Source organism: Aquimarina sp. TRL1 (genome assembly GCF_013365535.1).
Taxonomy (GTDB): Bacteria; Bacteroidota; Bacteroidia; order Flavobacteriales; family Flavobacteriaceae; genus Aquimarina; species Aquimarina hainanensis.
In genome coordinates, this window is record NZ_CP053590.1 from 4064283 (window position 1) to 4086322 (window position 22040).

The 22040-nt window shown below is 34.8% G+C and carries 14 protein-coding genes; 8 read left to right on the forward strand and 6 right to left on the reverse strand.

The features are described from left to right. Positions 1 to 170 precede the first annotated feature (170 nt). From HN014_RS16680 to uvrA, 3 genes are all read right to left on the reverse strand, one after another. The gene (locus HN014_RS16680; protein ID WP_254884027.1) at positions 171 to 3002 is read right to left on the reverse strand and encodes a metalloprotease; all 2832 of its coding nucleotides are present in this window, start codon (positions 3000 to 3002) and stop codon (positions 171 to 173) included. Positions 3003 to 3303: 301 nt separating this feature from the next. After that, positions 3304 to 3993, reverse strand: coding sequence for a TIGR00730 family Rossman fold protein (locus HN014_RS16685; protein WP_176029987.1), 690 nt, complete (start codon positions 3991 to 3993; stop codon positions 3304 to 3306). Positions 3994 to 4004: 11 nt separating this feature from the next. Next, positions 4005 to 6839, reverse strand: a complete 2835-nt coding sequence (gene uvrA, locus HN014_RS16690) for an excinuclease ABC subunit UvrA (RefSeq protein ID WP_176029988.1) — start codon at positions 6837 to 6839, stop codon at positions 4005 to 4007. 439 nt (positions 6840 to 7278) lie between these two features. Between uvrA and HN014_RS16695 the strand changes: the two genes are divergently transcribed. The 5 genes from HN014_RS16695 (at position 7279) to HN014_RS16715 (ending at position 16370) form a co-directional block, all read left to right on the forward strand. Beyond that, entirely contained in the window at positions 7279 to 9378 is a 2100-nt protein-coding gene (locus HN014_RS16695; protein ID WP_176029989.1) for a M12 family metallo-peptidase, read from the forward strand. A 360-nt stretch (positions 9379 to 9738) separates the two neighbouring features. After that, on the forward strand, positions 9739 to 11871 hold the full coding sequence (locus tag HN014_RS16700; protein ID WP_176029990.1) for a M12 family metallo-peptidase: 2133 nt from the start codon (positions 9739 to 9741) through the stop codon (positions 11869 to 11871). Between the two features lie 279 nt (positions 11872 to 12150). Continuing rightward, positions 12151 to 14241: a M12 family metallo-peptidase gene (locus HN014_RS16705; RefSeq protein ID WP_176029991.1), complete on the forward strand. Its 2091-nt coding sequence runs from the start codon at positions 12151 to 12153 to the stop codon at positions 14239 to 14241. Positions 14242 to 14371: 130 nt separating this feature from the next. Next, positions 14372 to 14893, forward strand: a complete 522-nt coding sequence (locus tag HN014_RS16710; RefSeq protein WP_176029992.1) for a hypothetical protein — start codon at positions 14372 to 14374, stop codon at positions 14891 to 14893. Between the two features lie 37 nt (positions 14894 to 14930). Continuing rightward, entirely contained in the window at positions 14931 to 16370 is a 1440-nt protein-coding gene (locus HN014_RS16715; RefSeq protein ID WP_176029993.1) for a DASS family sodium-coupled anion symporter, read from the forward strand. Here HN014_RS16715 and HN014_RS16720 read toward each other — a convergent pair. Together HN014_RS16720 and aroB are read right to left on the reverse strand one after the other, a co-directional pair. Continuing rightward, positions 16367 to 17083 (reverse strand): hypothetical protein, encoded by a 717-nt coding sequence (locus tag HN014_RS16720; protein ID WP_176029994.1) that lies wholly within the window; start codon positions 17081 to 17083, stop codon positions 16367 to 16369. The two genes, HN014_RS16715 and HN014_RS16720, sit on opposite strands and share 4 nt — an antisense overlap. A gap of 78 nt (positions 17084 to 17161) precedes the next feature. Then, a complete protein-coding gene (aroB, locus tag HN014_RS16725; RefSeq protein WP_176029995.1) occupies positions 17162 to 18238 on the reverse strand; it encodes a 3-dehydroquinate synthase in 1077 nt (358 codons plus the stop codon). A 175-nt stretch (positions 18239 to 18413) separates the two neighbouring features. Between aroB and HN014_RS16730 the strand changes: the two genes are divergently transcribed. The 3 genes from HN014_RS16730 to HN014_RS16740 are packed head-to-tail and all read left to right on the forward strand — an operon-like array spanning position 18414 to position 20535. After that, on the forward strand, positions 18414 to 19586 hold the full coding sequence (locus tag HN014_RS16730; RefSeq protein ID WP_176029996.1) for a proline dehydrogenase family protein: 1173 nt from the start codon (positions 18414 to 18416) through the stop codon (positions 19584 to 19586). Positions 19587 to 19591: 5 nt separating this feature from the next. Beyond that, the gene (locus HN014_RS16735) at positions 19592 to 19969 is read left to right on the forward strand and encodes a VOC family protein (protein ID WP_176029997.1); all 378 of its coding nucleotides are present in this window, start codon (positions 19592 to 19594) and stop codon (positions 19967 to 19969) included. A gap of 5 nt (positions 19970 to 19974) precedes the next feature. Next, complete coding sequence (locus HN014_RS16740) at positions 19975 to 20535, forward strand: pentapeptide repeat-containing protein (protein WP_176029998.1); 561 nt, start codon at positions 19975 to 19977, stop codon at positions 20533 to 20535. Positions 20536 to 20538: 3 nt separating this feature from the next. Here the strand turns inward: HN014_RS16740 and HN014_RS16745 are convergent, their stop codons facing one another. After that, on the reverse strand, positions 20539 to 22023 hold the full coding sequence (locus HN014_RS16745) for a PLP-dependent aminotransferase family protein (RefSeq protein ID WP_176029999.1): 1485 nt from the start codon (positions 22021 to 22023) through the stop codon (positions 20539 to 20541). Positions 22024 to 22040: the final 17 nt, after the last annotated feature.

The window sequence follows — 22040 nt, forward strand, 5'->3', positions numbered from 1 at the left end:
AAATTAGAGGGATTTGCAAATGTTGTATTTGTATTTTTATTACGAATTTGATATTTAAACACTTGTTTTGATGATTAAAAGTGATTTTTATGTATTTAAAATGAGGTTTTTTTGAGGAATATTTAATTTTTAAAACTTCCTTTTTTATAGGTTGGTGTGGCTAAAAAAGTTTAATACCATTCTCGGGTAAACAGGCTTATTAAGGTCTGGGGGCTAAGGGTGATAATAAACCGTATTTTTTCGTTGTAGTTAGGTTGTGCAATTTCCCATCCATTATTAGAAGCAATAGGAAGAAAGACTTCAAAATAATCAGCTACTAAACTTAGCCGGATCCCTGTATCAAAAACAAATTTGGGAGAAACCCCTTTGTTTTTGACAAAACCTACGTCCCCATATGCAAAAATCCATTTCCAGATATTAGAATCCGCATTAAAGGTGGTGAGCCATTGATTAGAGAATGAATAGTCTAACTTAGACTTAAAGCCCCCTTCTGCCAGGATAATTTGCTGACTGACCAATCCTGTCGACTCGCTTCGTCCCAGGTAACTGTAATCAAACAGATAATCAGTAGGTCTGTCTAATGCAAAGCTGAAGAAGTCTCCATCACGAGATGTGTCATTAAAAATAAATGTTCCGGCAAATAAACGGAGGTTTAGTTGACGATTGTTCAAAAATATCTTTCGGTACTTAAAGGTAGTGGATAGTTTACTGAAGTTTTTGGCCAGCTGATAATCTATTGAATAATTAAAGATATTGAGTAAATTGTTATCGCTGTACAAATACCGCGTATTAAAAACGCTGTAATCGGGAGTATTTACCGGATTCTCTTCTGCACGTTCTCTGAATACATTCACACTTCTAACGGTTAAACGTTGTCGTTGGTTAGACCGGAGGTCTTCTGGTCGGAAAGAAAAAGAGATAAAAGGAGATACCCGCTGATATAATAGATCCGGGGCATAACTATAGGTGTTTCCACTGATTCCATAACGGATTTGATATAATCCATAGTCAGCAATTTGCCTTCTGTATGAAAGAGAAGCTGAACCTAATAATTTTTGTGATTTAAAGCCATAACTAGGCGTGATATTGTAGTTAAAGGGTCTTCTGATTACAGTTTTGTTGTGAAACTTGGAACCAATAGTAAATCCATCATATACATTAAACTCAAACTCTGGGATAAAAAAGATCTGATTATAGGTTGGGTCTTCTATATCCTGAAAGAAGCGAAACTGAAAGGGTTTGTTTTGAATCCATTTCAGGTTTCTGTAATTGTCTCTTCTGTTGGTTTCCGGAATTTTTTGATCGTAATCGAGAACGAGTTTAGTAAGCCCTTCATTAGGGATCTTGATCGTTTTGGTTCCTGTTATATCTGTTACCCATGTTTTTGATACGTATTCTTTTTTTCTAAGCCCAACAACAGATACAGGCATTGCATTATAGCTTTTGTTTTTAATTGTGACCTCAATTGAATCTTCCCTTTTCTTGACGGATTTAAATTTGAAATCTATTTTACTATTGGTATTGATATAATCCTCAAAAAACCATTCTATATTTTTAGGTGTAAGCGGGCTTAAGGTGGCTTCAAATTTTTTAGAATCGGTTAGCTTTAATAAATTTTCCGAATAATACTTTTGGATGCTAAGCGGAATAACATTGTCGTCTTCCAGATAGTCTTCCAGGTACTTGAAGCCAACACCTGCTTTATAAGCATTCGCAATATTTTTATTGAATTTAACTAACTTGTCCTGTGGGGTGGTGAGTGACTGATCAAGAAACAATCGAGCTACATTTTTGTACCCTAAAAAGTATTGATCATTAAAATCCAGATCTGCTGCATGAAACCATCTTACACCTATTATCTTACTGAGGTTACCTATCATTTTCATTTCTGGATAATATTGCTCTGTATAGGCAATCATCAGATAGACATGAATCGCATCTTTTATCCAGGCATCATATCTGGGATCGATCAATAAGGTATTTTCTATATAGTTTTTAGAAATGGTTTTGAGTTGTTTTATTTCATACTGAAACCCATCGGGGAAAGGGCGGAGGATATCTGGCAATTGGTTAAGACCATATACCGGGCTATTCTTATATTCTTTTTGAGAAGTAATAATTTTTTCAAAAGGATATTTCCCTAAGCGTGCTTCCAGAAAAGTTAGTATTTTGTGAATAGCAATGGATTTTAATTCTGGAGCGATATCTTTTTCGTCAATATTACTGATGAATTTTAGATCGTTAATTTGGTAATCATAAAAAGAACTGTCTTTTTCGATATAAAGATTTGCTTTATTTCGCTGTTTTCCGGTTAGTTGTATGGTTTGTGTTTCTTCCGTTGTTTCATCTGGAATAATATATTGTTGTAATTCACTGTGTATTTTATAAGATGAGGGAAGCCTCATTTTTATATGCAGGTCTGATAACGGATTGTATAGATCGTTTAGGTTTTTATTACTGTAAGTATTCCACTTATTAGTGTATACCGAAGGCGATATATACCAATATTTAAGGCTAAAATCACCATTGTCATGATAGCCATATCGGGTAAATTTATCGCTGGGTAATTTTACGTCATATTGAAGTCTAAAAGCGATCTTTTCTGAAGGAAGTAAGGGGGTGCGTAGTTGAACCTGTACGATATCAGGAACAGAATCATATCGCTTCCACGATGCAATTCTACTATCATCAGCAGTAATAAACTTAATAGCGGTATAGCCTCTTTCATGTTCTTTGGCATAGTGAAAACGCTTTAGGAAATCTTCGGAAAAACGTTTGCCGAGAGGGGTAGTCTTACTGGAAAAACTATTTGCCCAATCGTTTAGATAGAGCGAAGCTAATGTATCATTGGATGTATTGTTGTATACGATTTCTTGTTCTATTTGAATTGTATTGGACTCCGGATATAATGTACTGCTAATCGTGATTTGATGTTGAGAATATAGCGTACATATAAATGCAAAGTACAATAGAACGATATGAAGAAATCTATGGTTTCTCAAGAAAGTAGCAAAAGAAATATTAGTTATTTATTAAGGAGGCGAAATATAGTAGTGTGTTGTTGATAAAAGTCATAAAAATGATTTAATTTTTTTTAAATATATCGTAATTCATTGAACTATTATTTAATAATAACTGTTTTTTGTTAAAACTGTTGCGTTTTTAATAAAAAAATAATGAAATCGTAAATAAAATACAATATCCAAGTATAAATTGCTTTCTGAAGTAAACAGAAAGCAATTTGTGTTTTTTGAAATCTAAAAAGGGATTCGATCCCGGAGGTTTTAAAATACTTTTTTCAGATTAGAAATTAGGACTTAGGTTGTATTTTCCGTAGAACTTATCTAATATTTGTAATACCTCTTCAGGAGTATCTACTAAATGAATAAGATCCAGATCCTCTGGGCTGATATTTCCAAACTTATCTAGTAAAGTGTTTTTTACCCAATCAAGTAGTCCTCCCCAGAAGTCAGAACTTACTAATATGATCGGGAATTTTCCAATTTTTTTAGTTTGGATAAGAGTGATTGCCTCGAATAGTTCATCCAATGTTCCGAAACCTCCTGGCATTACAACAAATCCTTGAGAATATTTGACAAACATTACTTTTCTGACAAAGAAGTAATCAAAATCAAGACTTTTATCACTGTCGATATACGGGTTGTCATGTTGTTCAAAAGGAAGGTCAATATTAAGTCCGACAGAAGTACCACCTCCAAGGTGAGCTCCTTTATTACCAGCTTCCATAATCCCGGGACCTCCTCCGGTAATTACTCCGTATCCGTGATCTACTATTTTTTTGGCAACATCAACAGCCAGTTGATAATATTTGTCATCAGTTTTAGTTCTGGCGGAACCAAAAATGGATACACAGGGACCAATTCTACTCATTTTTTCGAATCCGTTGACGAATTCTCCCATGATTTTGAAAATAGCCCAAGAGTCATTGGTTTTTATTTCATTCCAGCCTTTGTGGTGTTGTTCTTTTCTCATGTGATTTATGTTTAGTTTGCCAGTTCTTTTTTTAGAAATCGGGCGGTATGACTTTTTTTGTTTTTTACAATTTCTTCCGGTGTTCCTTTGGCAATTACTTGACCTCCGTTTTTACCTCCTTCATAGCCTATATCAATGATATAGTCTGCCATTTTTACAACATCCAGATTGTGTTCTATAATTAAAACGGTATTTCCTTTATCTACTAATTCGTTGAGTACTTCCATGAGTACTCTAATGTCTTCAAAATGAAGTCCGGTGGTTGGCTCATCCAGAATGTAAAAGGTATTTCCTGTATCTCTTTTGGATAATTCTGTAGCTAATTTAATTCGTTGGGCTTCTCCTCCTGAGAGCGTTGTAGATTGTTGCCCCAGTGTAATGTAGCCTAAACCAACACTCTGAATTGTTTTTAATTTTCGGGCAATTTTTGGAATATGCTCAAAAAAAGCACATGCTTCGGTAATGGTCATTTCCAATACATCAGCTATTGACTTTCCTTTGTATCGTATTTCTAATGTTTCCCGGTTAAATCTTTTTCCATGACAGGTTTCGCATTCTACATATACATCTGGTAAAAAATTCATTTCGATAACTCGTAATCCACCCCCTTTGCAGGTTTCGCATCGTCCCCCGACAACATTAAAACTAAATCGACCGGGTTTATAACCACGAATCATTGCTTCAGGAGTTTTGGTAAATAAGCTTCTGATTTCAGAAAATACTCCTGTATAGGTAGCTGGGTTGGATCTGGGGGTTCTTCCAATCGGAGATTGATTGATATCGATTACCTTATCAATGTGCTCTAAACCTTTAATACTCTTATAGGGCATTGGTTTTTTTACCCCATTAAAATAGTGCGCATTCATAATGGGATAAAGTGTCTCATTGATAAGCGTGGATTTTCCACTTCCCGAAACTCCTGTTACTGCGATCATCTTTCCTAAAGGGATATCGATAGATACATTTTTTAAATTATTTCCAGTAGCTCCTTTTAGGCTAATCTTTTTTCCATTTCCTTTCCGTCTTTCAGAAGGAATAGGAATTTCTTTTTTACCACAGAGGTAATCAGCTGTTAGTGTTTGGTGCTTTTTTAAGTCAGTAGGAGGACCTTCACTAATAATTTCTCCTCCGTGTTTTCCTGCTTTAGGACCAATATCGATAACGTGATCTGCGCGTTCAATCATATCTTTATCGTGCTCTACGACAATGACAGAATTACCAATGTCTCTTAGCTGAACCAGTGAATTGATCAGTTTTTCATTATCACGTTGGTGAAGGCCTATACTTGGCTCATCTAATATATATAATACCCCGACTAGCTGAGATCCGATTTGAGTCGCTAAACGGATTCGTTGTGCCTCTCCTCCTGATAAAGATTTACTACTTCTATTGAGAGATAAGTAAGTTAATCCTACATCGATCAGGAATTGAATTCGGGTATTGATTTCTTTTAGAATTTCTCCTGCAATTTTTAATTGTTTTTCAGAAAGGTATTTAGGAAGTTCCTTAAACCATTCAGCCAGTTCACTAATATCCATTTTGGCTAAATCAGCTATGTTTTTATCGTTGATTTTAAAATATAGCGATTCTTTTCTAAGTCTGGCCATTTGACACTCCGGACAGGAAATATTATCCATAAATTCTTTAGCCCATCTTTTTAGAGAGGTAGATTCATTGGCATGATAGGTGTTTTCTATAAAGGTGGCAACTCCTTCAAAATCGATTTTGTACTCCTGTGTAACTCCTAATGTTTTACTTTTAATACTAAATTGTTCTTTCCCTCCATAGAGGATAATTTCCATCGCTTCCTGAGGAATACTACTAATGGGATCAGTAAGCTTAAAATTATACCTTTTGGCTATAAAATCTAATTGCTTAAAGGCCCAGTTATTCTTTTTCGGTCCATGAGGAGCTAAACCTCCTGCATGGATTGATTTGGAATGATCAGGAATAATCTTATTTATGTTGACCTCATATAGACTTCCTATACCATTGCATTTTGGGCATGCGCCTTTTGGCGAATTAAAAGAAAAGTTATTTGGCTCCGGATTTGGATAAGAAATTCCGGTAGAAGGACACATTACATTTCTACTAAAAAAACGAGCACTTGATGTATCCTGATCAATAACCATAAGAATATCATCTCCGTGATACATTGCTGTATTGATGGTTTCCATCAATCGTTTTGACAGGTCTTGGTTTTTGGAAATAGCTAACCGATCAATCACTATTTCGATATCGTGTGTTTTGTATCGGTCTAATTTCATACCCTTGGTAATATCTCTGATTTCTCCGTCAGTTCGAACCTTTACAAACCCTTGTTTGGCAATTTGCTCAAACAATTCGCGATAATGCCCTTTTCTGGAGCGAATTACCGGAGCAAGAATATTGATTCTTTTGCCTTCATATTCTTTGAGTATGAGATCTTTGATCTGCTCATCGCTATAGCTTACCATTTTTTCTCCGGTATTATAGCTATAAGCATCGCTGGCTCTGGAGAATAACAATCTCAAAAAATCATAGATCTCCGTAATAGTTCCTACAGTACTTCGAGGACTTTTACTGGTAGTTTTTTGTTCTATCGCGATTACAGGAGAAAGCCCATCTATTTTATCCACATCCGGACGTTCTAAGCCTCCTAGAAATTGTCTGGCATAAGCAGAAAAAGTTTCAATATACCTTCTTTGCCCTTCTGCATAAATAGTGTCAAATGCCAGAGAAGATTTTCCGGAACCGGATAAACCTGTGATTACTACTAATTTTTCACGAGGAATCGTAACGTCTATATTTTTAAGATTATGAACTCTCGCTCCTAAAACCTCTATGTTTTCTTCAGATATTGCCATAAAATTTTAACCAAGAATGCAAAGGTAACTATTTGCGAGCTCTTTGTAAAACAAGATTGTCTTTGTTTTTAATAATGAATACATTACCACATTTGTTGGTTAGAAGAGGAAATGGAAAACATAAAAAATTAATAAGAGGAATCTTTCCTTATCAACGTTAGTAATTACTTGTTTTGAGACTAGGAAAAAGAGATAGCGTATTTTTAGGATGTTAAAATAGCACAGGTAAAAAAACTTTTCATTATCTAATAAAATGAAATAAAATTCTATTAGATGTACACCAAGCAGTATTTTTATATTATTTGTTAGCAGTATTTTAGAGCTGGATTTAAGTTTGTAACTTTGTGATACACAAACTCTTTTGGATTTTATGGCGATTAATACTTACCTGGGGCCGGATTTATTGTTGCCTGAGATTCAAAATTAAAACTTAAACATAATGAAACGTATTGTAATGATAGCCATTGCCTTTTTTACGGTAATGAGCTTTTCGCAAACACAACTACAAAAGCCCAGTGAACTGGTAGCCCAACAAAAATCTTCGGGTTCGAATTTTCAACAAGTCAAACTTTTTACCACCGTAAATGATCAAAAAAGTAATGCTCAACTCCCTAAAGAGCTAAAGGAATTTACCTTGTTTTCTTTTGATCAAAGTGCTATGAAGTCTTTCAAGTCTAAAAGACCTGAAACAATGAACTTACCTATTCCAGGTCAAAAATCATCTATGTCCCTTGATTTAGTTAAGGTAGACATTGCAACAGATGATTTTCAGGCTATAGAAATGCCATCAGGAAAAGTATTGCAAACCAATAGTGATATTGTACACTATAGAGGGATTGTAAAAGGAAAGCCTAATTCTATCGCAGCTGTCAGCTTTTTTGGTGATCAAATGTCAGGAATCATTAGCGTAGGAGAAGAGACTGGTAATATCGTAATGGGGAAGATGGATAATAATAAAAGCCATATCCTCTATAAAGATAATGCGATTAGCCATCTGAACGATTTTGCGTGTAGAATGGAAGGACAAGTAAAAAGCTATACCAAAGAAGAGTTATTTGGAGGAGATACTAATAACAAAGCGGCAGCAAAATGTCCCAGAATATTTTTTGATGTAGGAAATGATATTGTTAATGATAAAGGAGGTAGCCAGGGAGCAACCAATTTTATTCAGGCTGTATTTAATCAGGTAGCAGTATTATACGCGAATGAAAATATATCCATCAAATTATCAGGAATGAAAGTGTGGACATCGTCTACGCCATTTAGTAATCTTGATAATTTTAGAAGCTACAGGAATCAAAATAGCTTTAATGGAGATTTAGGACACTTTGTTACCTATAACTATTCTGGAGGGGTAGCCTGGTTAAGTGCTTTATGTGGCTCTCGTAAGTATGGGTTATCAGGAATTAATAAAAACTATAGCAACGTTCCTACATATTCATGGACAGTTGGAGTAATAGCGCATGAATTAGGACATAATTTTGGATCTAATCATACGCATGCCTGTGTATGGAACGGAAACAATACAGCCATTGATGGTTGCTATACTACAGAAGGAGGATGTGCAAAACCGGCAATTCCTTCCGGTGGAGGTACAATTATGAGCTATTGCCATTTGACAGGGGCAGGAATCAATTTTAATAAAGGATTTGGATCTCAACCAGCAAATGTAATGCGTAATTTCATTAATAGAGCTAGCTGTGTGCAAAGTTGTGATGGTGGAGGATGTAATACAGGAGATCAGGTATCCGTAACCTTTAGAAATAATACAGACTGTACATTAGAGTATTATGAGAATAATACTCGTAAAGGTTCTGCTAATGCGGGAGGTACCTATAGAGCAAATACAAGAGTAGGAAATAGCTGGCAAGCCAAAAAATCGTCAGGAGCTACAGTGGATAATTTCTCAATTGTTTGTAATCAAACAACTTATTCTTCTTCCGGGTCTTGTGGAGGGGGAACAGGAGGTAACTGTGATGGGGTTAGCCCATGGTCAGCAGGAACTACTTACTCCGTAGGAGATCGAGTGACATATAGAGGAAATCTATTTGAGAAAACTGCGACAGGATGGAAGAACTTAGGTGCCTGTACAACTTCAAACGATCCATGTGATGGAGTTAGACCTTGGTCAGCAGGAACTACTTACTCTGTAGGAGATCGAGTAACATATCAAGGTAGTTTATTCGAAAAAACGGCTACAGGATGGAGAAATTTAGGAAGATGCGGAAGTACCAGAAATACCATTGTTTCAATGCCTCCATTAGATGGAGAGATTACAGCTAATGAGTTTAGATTGTTAGCATATCCGAATCCGGCAAATGAATTTATTAATTTAGAAATCAGTAATCTTGGTACAAACTCTTCTCATATCAAAATTAAAGATATGAATGGAAGAGCATTAAAATCTATTGAGTTAAGTACCCCACCAAGTGGAGTAATGACACAAAGGATAGATGTAAGCAAGTTGTCGACAGGTATGTACTTTATACAGGTGACAAATACTAAGAAAACAATTACTAAAAAGGTATTTATCCAATAAAAGGTAATTAAAAATAATTTACACGGCCCTGAAAAAGCTGTCTTTTTATAAGACAGCTTTTTTTTTGTAAATATATGTATAGATATAGGGGGCTTGAATTAATTGTAAATTAATGAGTTAAGTTGCTTTGTTTGTTAATGTGTAATAGGATTAAATACTCTAAAGGGAAGAATAGACAAAATAAAATGCTGTTTATATGAATTCAGCCAGTATATTAATACTATTTAGTGGGAGTGTTTTAGGTCAGGTTTTTAGTTCGTAACTTTGTGGTACACAAACTCTTTTGAATTTTTTCCATAATCGGTTTATGGGGCCAGAATTATAAAAAAGGTAAAAATTCAAAAATTAAAACTTAAAATAATGAAACGATTTGTAATGATTGCCATTGCCTTTTTTACGGTGATGAGCTTTTCGCAAACACAACTTCAAAAACCCAGTGAACTGGTAGCCCAACAAAAATCCTCGGGCGCGAAATTTAACCATGTAGAGCTTTTTTCTTTAAGTGACCAACAAAAAAGTAATGTAGAACTCCCTAAAGAACTGACTGAGTATTCCCTATTTACTGTTGATGAAAGTAAAATGAAGTCAATGAGAGGAGATTTTCCTGAGACAATGAATATTTCTGTACCAGGACAAAAATCAGCCATGTCATTAGACTTAGTAAAAGTAGACATTTTTACTGATGATTATCAGGCGATAGAAATGCCTTCAGGGAGAGTGTTGCCACGTAATAAAGATGTAGCACACTATAGAGGAATTGTAAAAGGTAATTCTAATTCTTTAGTAGCTATTAGTTTTTATGGTCAAAAAGTAGGAGGTTTTATCAGTGTAGGTGGTGAACACGGTAATATTGTTTTAGGAGAAGTAAAAAACAGTAAAAACCACATCATTTATAAGGATAAGCAGATGGGGCATTTATATGAACTTGGATGTCAAGTAGAAGATGATGCCAAAGGGTATACTGCAGAAGACTTAAAAGAGCCTTCTAATAGTAAAGCTGCAGCTAAATGTGTAAAGATATTTTTTGATATCGGACGTAATGTTGTAAATGATAAAGGAGGAGCTCAGCAAGCAACTAACTTTATGCAAAGCTTATTTAATCAGGTGATTGCACTATATGCGAATGATAATATTGCATTAAAATTATCTGGAACAAAAGCTTGGACAACAAACACACCATTTAATGCAGATGGTCAAAATATGAGTAGAAACTTAGATAACTACTTGGCATATTTAAATCAAAATGGTATTAATGGTGATTTAGGTCATTATGTATCTTATGGATTAGGTGGTGGTATCGCCGGAGGATTCGGAACCTTTTGTAACTCCAGACGTAGAGGAGCTATTTCAGGAATAAAAGGATCTTTCAGTAATGTACCTACTTATTCTTTTGATGTTTTCCTTCTTTCTCATGAAATAGGACATAATGTTGGATCTAGACATACGCATGCGTGTGTATGGAATGGAAACAACACTGCTATTGACGGGTGTGCTGGTCGTGTAGAAGGTAATTGTCGATTACCAGGACTTCCTTCAGGTGGAGGAACAATCATGAGTTATTGCCCACAAACAAGTGTGGGAGTGAACTTTAACAAAGGATTTGGAACACAGCCTAAAAACGTTATTCATAATGCTATTGCCAGAGCAAGTTGTTTACAGTCTTGTGATGGAGGTGGGTGTAATACAGGAGATCCGGTATCTGTAACCTTTAGAAATAGCTCAGACTGTACACTAGAGTATTATGAGAATAATGTTCGTAAAGGGTCAGCTAATGCAGGAGGTACCTATAGAGCAAATACAACAGTAGGAAGTAACTGGCAGGCTAAAAAGTCTTCCGGAGAGACTAAGGATAACTTCTCTATTACATGTAATCAAACGGAATATACCTCTTCAGGATCCTGTGGAGGCGGACCAGGAGGTAATTGTGACGGGGTTAGACCTTATACTCCAGGTACTGTGTATTCTATAGGAGATCGAGTTACTTACAGAGGAAGCTTGTATGAGTTAACAGCTTCCGGATGGAGAAACCTAGGACCTTGTACATCTACAAATGATCCTTGTGATGGAGTAAGACCTTATTCTCCAGGTACAGTATATTCTATAGGAGATAAAGTTACTTACAGAGGAAGTTTATATGAATTAACAGCTTCTGGATGGAGAAGAATTGGTACTTGTGGAGGATCTAGAAATGCGTTCTCTACTGAGTTCACATCATTTGATGATCTGGATATAGCTAAGGAATTTAGTATCAAAGCATATCCTAATCCAGTTGATGATCTTCTTACATTAGAGATAAGTAATCTTGGAGTTAAATCTTCTCATATCAGAATTAAAGATATAAATGGAAGAACATTAGAAGTTATGTCATTAGATACACCACCAGATGGTTTAGTGGTAAAAACAATTGATGTTAGTAAGTTATCTGCAGGAATCTATTTTGTTCAGGTAACCAATACAAAACAGACGCTCACTAAAAAGGTTTTTGTGAAATAATCTTTTTAGAAAATATGGTCCCATAATAGAAAAGGCGAAGTATATACTTCGCCTTTTTTACGGTTTAACAGTAATTTTTGAATATTTAATAATTATGAAAGTGTTGTTAACAAAATATCGTGTTAAGAAAATTTCATTTTAGTTAATGTTATGATATAGTACTAGATATCTTCTTTTTTGTAGGAATAGTTTTACTAGTTTCGCCCGAATTTTAGCTAGTTGAGTTAGTTAAAAAATTATGAGAAAGTGAAATACTAAAAACATAAAAACACACAAAACATGAGATATTTAGTAATGCTGATAATAGGCTGTCATGCAGTCATAAATGCGCAGAGTACTTCAATGCGTATTCAGGAGCGAATACACCATGAAAAAAAGATAGGAAGTTTATTTGAAGAGGTTGATATTTTTGCAAAAAAAGAGATTTCTGAGAAAAGCAACCCAATACCAAATGAGCTTAAAAACTACACTTTGTTTTCTTTCAAAAAGAGTTCTTTAAAAAAACTTATAAATAAAGAATTAAGAACAATACGTCTGAAAATACCAAGAGGAGATTCTTCAATTGATTTGGAATTAATAAAAGAAGAATTAGTTTCAGATGATTTTAAAATTGTAGAGATGCCTTCTGGCAAAGAATACAAAATAGATCAAAATAAGACATATTACAGAGGTATTGTAAAGGGGAAAGAAAACTCTGTAGCTGCAATAAGTTTGTCAAATAATAGTGTATCCGGTATTATAAGTGTTGAAGGGGAACAAGGAAATATAGTAATTGGCGCTTTGGATAAGAGTAAGGAGTATATCATATATGAAGATAAAGACTTGATCAAATACCAAAATTTTTCGTGTGATGTACAAGAACGCGTGGAAAAATATACCGAAGAGCAGCTAAATTATGAACGACAATCTTCAGCTAAGAATGGTAGTGTAAAAAGATGTCCTAAGATATTTTTTGATGTAGGTTTTTCCATATATAAGCATAAAGGTGGAGTAGAAAATGCATCTTCTTTCATACAGAATGTGTTTAATCAAGTAGCTGTTTTGTATCAAAATGAAGGAATAACATTGAAATTATCAGGAATTAATGTTTGGACACGACCTGAGCCTTTTTCAGGGATAGATGCATATACATATTATAAAAACCGTCATGGGTTGAATGGAGATTTAGGGCATTATGTAACATATAATCATTCAGGAGGAGTTGCCTGGTTACAAGCTTTATGTGGTCCTCAGAGATATGGAGTCTCCGGAATTGAAAGTAATTATCAAAATGTACCTACCTATTCGTGGACAGTATCTGTTATAGCTCATGAGTTAGGGCATAATTTTGGTTCAGATCATACACACGCTTGTGTGTGGAACGGGAATGATACTCCTATCGATGGTTGCCAGCCTCCGGAAGGTTATTGCAGAAGAGGTCCGATGCCAAGAAATGGGGGAACTATTATGAGCTATTGCCACCTGAATTATAATGTAGGAGTAAACTTGTCTAAAGGGTTTGGTAGACAGCCTGGCAATGTCATACGGTATCATATTGATAATTCTCATTGTGTTAAGAACTGTGATACTACAGATCCGGGAGGAGGAGATTGTTCTGTGGGAAGTTCCGTAAAAGTAACGTTTAAAAACACTACCCAATGTCGTGTGCGATACGTTTCTGATGAAAACGGAGTGTTGACACCAAGAGACTTTGTTGATCCAGGGCAAACAGTATCCTATGTTACTAAAATTGGTGTAAACTGGTTGGTGAAAAAAACATTTACCGAGGTAGTGGAATCCTTTGTTATAAAATGCGGAAAAGTGATGTATGAAACACAAGCTACATGTTCTTCGAATCCTAATGGGTGTGAAATAGGAGATCCGGTAGAGGTAACTTTTATGAATAATACTAATTGTACCGTAAGATTATTTTGGTATAATGAGGGGTATCTTGTTCCTAAGACATATGTACGATCTGGAGAAAGAATCCGTTATACTCCTTTCTCAGGTACCAGATGGGTTGTTAAAAAATCTCCGGTGGATATTATAGCAGATTTTACAGTTACCTGTAATGAACGGAATTTTGTGGTGCAGGGGAACTGTTTTAGGTCTGTACAACTGAGAAAGATAAGAAATACTAAAAAAGTAGTTATATACCCGAATCCTGTAGGGGATGTTTTTGAAATAGAAATAGCACTGACTAAAAAAGAAAAAAAAGAAGTTATTATCAAGAATGAAACAGGAAAAATAGTTAACCGTATTGATGTGGTTGCTAACAATCAGGGGATTGCAAAGAAGAAGATTTATATGAACGGTTTATCAAAAGGGATTTATTTTGTTTCCATCAAAATTGATGGGCATGAGATCGTAGAAAAGATTGTCAAAAACTAAATTATTTTCTTCAACGGATAGAGTAAAGCGAGGGAGTCCCTCGCTTTATTTTTGGAAAGATTTCTCCTTCTAAAAAAACAATTTTAAAAATAAGATATTGTTATTATTTTAGCTTAAAAACACAGAAAAAATGATATTAGGAATAGGTTCCAGAATAAAACATCCAACGTATGGATTAGGAGTGGTAACAAATGTAACATCCAGAATGTATTGGGTAACTTTTATAGATAATGGGTTGGAAACAATTGAAATAGAGGATGAGTTTGAGGTTATAGAAGGAGTAGAAGATGAGGTGGATAGTGTAAGTTTTAGTGATGTAGAACGAATCCTGAGGGATGTGTTAAAGCGCTATAGTGATGTTTCAGAAATTGTTCCGATAGCAGATAAATGGAAGGGTGGTAATCTTATTTTAGAACCTGGAGATACTAATTTATCCCCTAAGGAATTGCCAATAGATACTTTCTTTCATAAAATAGTAATGGTGCGTGATAGATTACGGGTGATGGAACAAAAAATTAATAGTTCTGGATTAGATGAAAAAGAGAAAATAGATCTACAGCAGTATATAACCAGAATATATGGTAGCTTGACAACATTTAATGTGCTTTTCAAAAACAAGTCACAGAATTTTGTTGGTAGCAAAAGTAAATAGTAGCTGGCAGCAGATAAACTTTTCTTGATAAATCATTATGAAATATACAATTTATAAAAAAGCAGGATTACTTTTAGGTCCTTTAGTATACTTACTATTGATGTTACAACCGTATGAATTGGTTTCTCCACTTGCGGATAAGGTTGTATCTGTTGCTGCCTGGATGGTTATTTGGTGGATATCAGAAGCTGTTTCTATTTCTGTAACAGCTTTTTTGCCTTTAATACTATTCCCGTTATTAGGAATTTCTGATATAAAAGAGGTGGCACAGAGCTATGGTAGCCCTATTGTTTTTTTATTTTTTGGAGGATTTGTAATGGCATTAGCATTGGAGAAGGTAAATCTGCATAAAAGAATAGCACTGTTTATTATCCGGTTGACAGGGACAAGCCCTAATAAAATCATTTTGGGGTTTATGATTTCTACAGCTTTTATGAGTATGTGGATTAGTAATACTGCTAGTACAGTAGTAATGTTACCTATGGCATTATCCGTTATTCAATTACTGATTAATGATGAAGATGGTTTTACTAAGAATGACAGGAATTTTGCATTGAGTATTATGCTGGGAATTGCATTTTCTGCTAATGTAGGAGGTGTTGCAACCATTATTGGAACTCCTCCAAATTCTATTTTAGTTGGTTTTTTAGAAAATGAATATCAAATAGAAATTTCATTTATCAATTGGATGTTATTAGCATTGCCTTTTTCTGCGGTAATGATTAGTGTCGTTTATTTCGTTGTCGTAAAATGGATGTTTCCGAATCATTTAGATCATTTCGATGGATCGGCAAGTGTATTAAAGGAAGAAGCAGAAAAGTTAGGGAGAGTGAACCCTACAGAAAAAAAAGTGCTTTGGATTTTTTGTATTGTCATTTCTTTATGGATTAGTCGAACAGGGATTAATGCTACTTTTCCAGGTTTACACCTTACTGATACCGGGATTAGTATGATTGGTGCATTGTGTTTATTTGTGATTCCTTTTGGTTTTTCTAAAGGAGAATTTGCACTTCAATGGAGGGATACAGAAAAATTACCTTGGGGAATTTTGATCTTATTCGGAGGAGGATTGGCATTAGCTAGTGGTTTATCAAAAGTTGGAATTATCCAGGATATTGCATCATTAATTTCTACATACACAGGAATTAGTAGCTTATTAGTAGTGTCGTTGCTTATTGTGGTTATGTTGTTTATGACTGAATTAATGAGCAATGTAGCATTGGTGGCTATTTTTGTACCTGTAGTAGCTGGAATTGCAGCAGGAATGGGAGAACCTATATTATACATGTTGATCCCGGTCACAATGGCTGCAAGTTGTGCGTTTATGCTACCAATGGCGACACCTCCGAATGCTATTGTATTTGCCAGTGGTTATGTTAAGGTATCAGAAATGGTTCGTGTAGGGTTTATCTTGAATGTAATATCAGTTACCTTATTGATTGTATTGTATAAATTTTATATCAGCTTGTTTTTCTAATCATTCCAGGCTTTGAGGTTACTGATGGGTATTCCAAAACCTAAAATTTTATGTGTTGATGAAAAGTAAGCACCACTATCTGTATATGTCCAGTTTTCCCAGGTAGCTTCAATTCCTCCAATAGGTAGTATGGATGCCCACATTATAAAACTAGTCGGGAGGTATGCATCATTATATTTCCATAGATAAGAGTCTCCTGGGGTTAATCCCCCGGCAGTATAAGTAACAAGGAGTCCTTTGCTACCATTTTCTAAAGAAACTACTTTTCTGGTTGTGCCTTCATCAAATAATTTATGGGGAGCAACAATCCAAAAAGAGTCATTATAGAAATATGTTAATGCTTTTTGTAAGATTTCTTCTTTTATAAGTGAGGTGAAGGGAATGTTATTTTCAAAAACAGTACTTTTTTTCAGATTATTAAGATGTAGATTAACTTCATAGTCACCCCATCTTACATCTACAATATTCATTTTTTTGTTCCATAAATAATGGTGCTTGTTTAAGAAAGTCCATTGTATGTAATCTGTATTTAAGTACGCTGTATGATGTACAGCATCTTGTATTTTTATGGCAATAGTATCTGCTTCATTACCAGGAGTCCCTTCTGGGATTTTTTTATGCAAAGAAACATAAATAATACCAGCAGTTGCTAACAAAAGAACAAAAAGACTTCCTAAAAAATATGCGACAAGTTTGATAAGTCTTTTTTTCAATTGAGTATGGTTTAAGAGTTTATAGTTGCTCTTAAAATTATTCAAAATTGATTAAATAACCAATGTCACCAATGATAATTATGTTGTTATATTACCGTAGTATTCGAATGATTTTTGTATTAAATCATTGGGAACATTACAGTTATAAGTGGCTTCTCCGATTTTGTTTAGCAATACAAAATAAATAGTGCCGTTTTCATTTTTCTTATCGTGAATTAATAAATTGATGATTTCTTGCTCATATTGCTTAGGGATTGATACTTTGGGAAAAGTTTGCAAGATAATTTCCGTGATTTCAGACAGTGCTTCCTTGGAGAGGTCTAACAGATGATGAGATAAAAAACCTTCCATGATCATACCTATAGCAATAGCCTCTCCATGCAATAATGTAGGAAGATCAGGGTGAGTTAAGTAAAAAGATTCTATCGCATGCCCTATTGTATGACCGTAGTTAAGGAATTTCCTTATATTTTGTTCTGTAGGATCTATGGTTACAATCTCATTTTTGATGATAACAGAATCGTAGATAAGGAGATCGAGATCTTCAGTAGTAAGTTTCGAGAGATCACTCATTTTTTTCCAATATGTTTGATCTTTGATCAGACCGTGTTTTAACATTTCGGCCAGACCACTTCTCATTTGTTCTGCGGGCAATGTTCCTAGATAGTTCGTGTCTACAAGTACCATTTCAGATTCACTGATGACCCCCACCATATTTTTAAGGTTCCCTAGGTCAACTCCTGTTTTTCCTCCTACAGAAGCATCTACCATAGATAATAGTGTAGTGGGGATATTGATGTAATTAATTCCTCTTTTGAAAGTACAGGCTACAAAACCACCTAGATCTGTAACAACACCTCCTCCAAGATTGATCAACAGACTTTTTCTATCAGCTCCAAGCTCAGAAAGTACATTCCATACCCCGCTACAGGTTTCAATCGTTTTATGGATTTCCCCTGCCTCAATTTCAATTACTTCAATGGAGTAGCTTTTTTCTATTTTACTCATAAAGGTAGGTAAGCAGTACTCATGGGTATTGCTGTCTACTAAAATAAAAATAGTAGAATGATTTGCTTTTTCCAGGTAGGAATTTAAGGCAGTATAACAGTCTTCATTAAAGTAGACAATAGAGTCTTTAGAAACTATAGGTTTCATAGATTGATATTAATTTTAAGAAGGTGTGAAAATAAATAGAATTTATAATAAAATAAACTTTCAAGTTCTATATTTGCAGATAATAATCCAAACATATGAAATTGTCATTTGTTTGGGTGTTTTTTTGATAAACACATAAAATTTTTAACCCTAGGAAGACAAAATTGTTATTTTGATGAAACAAGTAAAGATTTTTGATAATACGGAAACAGCTTTTGCATTAAAAAGCGATTCAGAATTAGAGAGAGCTTATTTTCTTTTTAAAATGATTTCTAATGAACCATTGGTACGCATAGGAACGGCGGTAACAAATTTTGCGTTAAAAGCACATTTACCTGTTCAAGGGTTAATCAGAGCGACCGTTTTTGATCACTTTTGTGGAGGTGTTAATGAATCAGATTGTATTCCCGTGGTGGATAAAATGTATGGAAAAGGAGTTAGTTCGGTATTGGATTATTCAGTAGAAGGAAAAGAAGAAGAAGCACAATTCGATAGCGCGTTGGAGAAAATTCTGGAAATTGTAGATTTTGCAGCTGATAAAAAAGCAATTCCTTTTGGAGTATTTAAACCGACTGGTTTTGGAAGATTCTTGGTTTGGCAGAAAATAACCGAAGGAGAAAAATTAACAGAAGAAGAACAACAGGAGTGGGAGCGTATTGAAGCGCGTTTTGATGCTGTTTGTAAAAGAGCATATGATGCAGATTTGCCATTGCTTATTGACGCAGAAGAAAGTTGGATGCAGGATGCGGCAGATGATTTGGTCGCTAAAATGATGAAAAAATACAATAAGGAAAAAGCAATTGTTTATAATACCTTGCAGTTATATCGTCATGATAGATTAGAGTACCTAAAACGATTGCATGAAGAAGCACGTGTATACGGATTCAAGATAGGGATGAAGATAGTTCGCGGCGCTTATATGGAAAAAGAAAATGAGCGAGCAAAAGAAAAAGGATATACTTCGCCAATCTGTGTAAATAAAGAAGCGACAGATGTTAACTTTGATACGACATTGCGTTATATTTTAGATAATATTGAAGATATCTCTGTGTTTATAGGGACTCATAATGAGCATAGCACGGTGTTGGCAATGAATATTATGGATGAAAAGGGAATTACTAAAAATGACCCTAATGTTTGGTTTGGTCAGTTGTATGGAATGAGTGATCATATCAGTTTTAATGTCGCGGCAGAAGGGTATAACATTGCTAAGTATTTGCCATTTGGTCCGGTAAGAGATGTAATGCCGTATTTGATAAGAAGGGCAGAAGAAAATACCTCTGTAGCTGGACAAACAAGTAGAGAGCTTGATCTTCTTTCCAGAGAAAAGAAAAGAAGAAAATTATAAGTTATATGAACCTGAATCAGGTAACAGTTCCATCTTTAAATGTAGAGCAATCAGTATCATTTTATAAAAAGTTGGGGCTAAAACTAATAGTAGAAGCATTGCCTAGATATGCTCGTTTTGAGTGTCTCGAAGGCGATGCTACTTTTTCCGTTCATTTGGTAGACTCTTTATTATCAGGAGAAGGAGTAATTGTTTATTTTGAAACAGAAAGACTGGATGAGGAGGTGAAAAGACTTATTGAAGCAGGGATATCCTTTGATGAGTTGCCAACAGATCAGTCTTATTTGTGGCGCGAAGCAAGACTCCGGGATCCGGATGGGAATCGGATTATTCTGTTTTACGGAGGCGTCAATAGAAAAAATCCTCCCTGGAGAATTAATTAAGAGGCATGTGTATAGATGAAACTTATAAAGGTGTTGATTTTTCTGTTCAGAAAATGAAGGGGACAGAATATGATGGATGTGTGTTTGATACCTGTATTTTTTCGTCACATAATTTTTCGAATATTTCATTTTTAGACTGCACCTTTGAGAATTGCAATTTTACACAAGTGGTGATGAAAAAGATAGCACTTAAGGAGGTAATTTTTCAGAATTGCAAGTTAGTAGGAGTTGATTTCTCTGAGGTAGATGACTTGTTGTTCTCTGTGATATTTAAAAATTCTACTTTGGAATACAGTACCTTTGTTTATAGAAAATTAAGGCATACAGTTTTTGATAATTGTAATCTCACGGAGGCAGATTTTTCTAATGCAGATCTCACATCTTCGGTATTTAAGAAATCTAATTTGGAAAATGCGGTTTTCTCGGAAACAGTTTTAGATAAAGTAGATTTTAGGGAAGCGTATAATTATCAGGTTAATCCTCAGAATAATTCTCTGAAAAAAGCAATATTTTCAAATCAAAACTTACAAGGGTTACTCTATCCATATGATTTAATCATAGAATAATAATTATAGTGTAGTAGCCGCAAGAATTGCTTCGTGTAATCGGTCGATAATAATCGGAATCTCTATTTCATTAAAAGAGGCAAAGCCCAGGCGAATACTATTGTGACCTGAATTGATCATATCATATCTTTTCCAGTCACTTATGTATAATTTTCTTTTTTTTGCTTCAACAGAAATAGGTTCCCAATTGTATTTTTTATCCAGGGTTACCCAAATCGCCATTCCTCCATTAGGAATATCAAAAGATAAATAGTCACTCAGCTTATCTTTTAAGAGTTTACAGAATAAATCCCTTCTTTGTTTGTAGATTTTTATTACCTTATTACAGTGACGTTGTACATCGCCAACCTTAATCATGGTAGCTAGGGTTTCTTCTAAGAGAGTGTCTCCTTGTCTATCGATGATTCGTCTTAATTTGGCAGCTTCGAGAATAAAATCTTTGGGAGCGACCAAATATCCTATTCGCATAGCAGGAGCTATTATTTTTGAAAAAGCTCCGATATAGATTACATTTCCATGATAATCATTACTGGCTAATGGAAGTATAGGAGAATTCTCATAATGAAAGTCATAATCATAATCATCCTCTATAATTGCAAAGCAATATTTTTCTGCTAATAACAATAAATGCATCCTTCTTTCTGCAGAGAGGGTAACGGTAGTAGGATGATGGTGATGAGAAGTTACATAGACAGCATCTACTTGTTTTTTCTTACAAATCATCTCTAATTGCTGAGTGTTCAGCCCGTTTTGATCAACTTTTATGCGTTCAATTTTTCCATTGGAATATTCGAAAGTGTTATCTGCGGTACTGTAATTTGTTGCTCCGACAACAATTGTTTTTCCTTGCTGTAGCAGAAGTTGGCTAGAGAGATAAAGCCCCATTTGACTTCCTCTGGTAATTAAAATATTGTCAATTGTAATATCAAGCCCTCTACTTTGATTTAAATAAGTGACTAAGGTTTTTCGCAATTCTTTATTTCCATAGATAGAACTGTACCCCAGTAGTTTTTTGTGGTATTCCTTTTTACTGATATTTCTATATGTTTTTGCAATCTCATCGATTGGAGCTAATCGATTGTCGGGAACACCATCACCAATCAAATAAAAGTCATTTTCGAGAGAAAGATCTGTATCATCAATGTACGTATTGTGAAAAAAATCAAAACCAGAAAGCTGTTTTTTACTTTTAGCATCGAACGAAGAATTTAAGTTTACAGGAGAAATAATAGGAAGCTCGCTATTGATAAAAGTTCCTTTGGATGGAATGCTAACAATCCAGCCTTGAGCAATTAATTCGTCAAAAGCAGCTACCATTGTTTTTCTATGAATCCCCAAAATATCAGCCAATCTTCTGGAGCCGGGGAGTTTGGTGGAAGGAGGGAGTTTGCCAGCTCTAATGAATGAAATGATTTGATCACATAATTGTAGATAGATGGGTCTGTTGTTTTTGCGATCGATGGTGATACTATTTTTATATGGAAACATAACCGGACTATTATAAA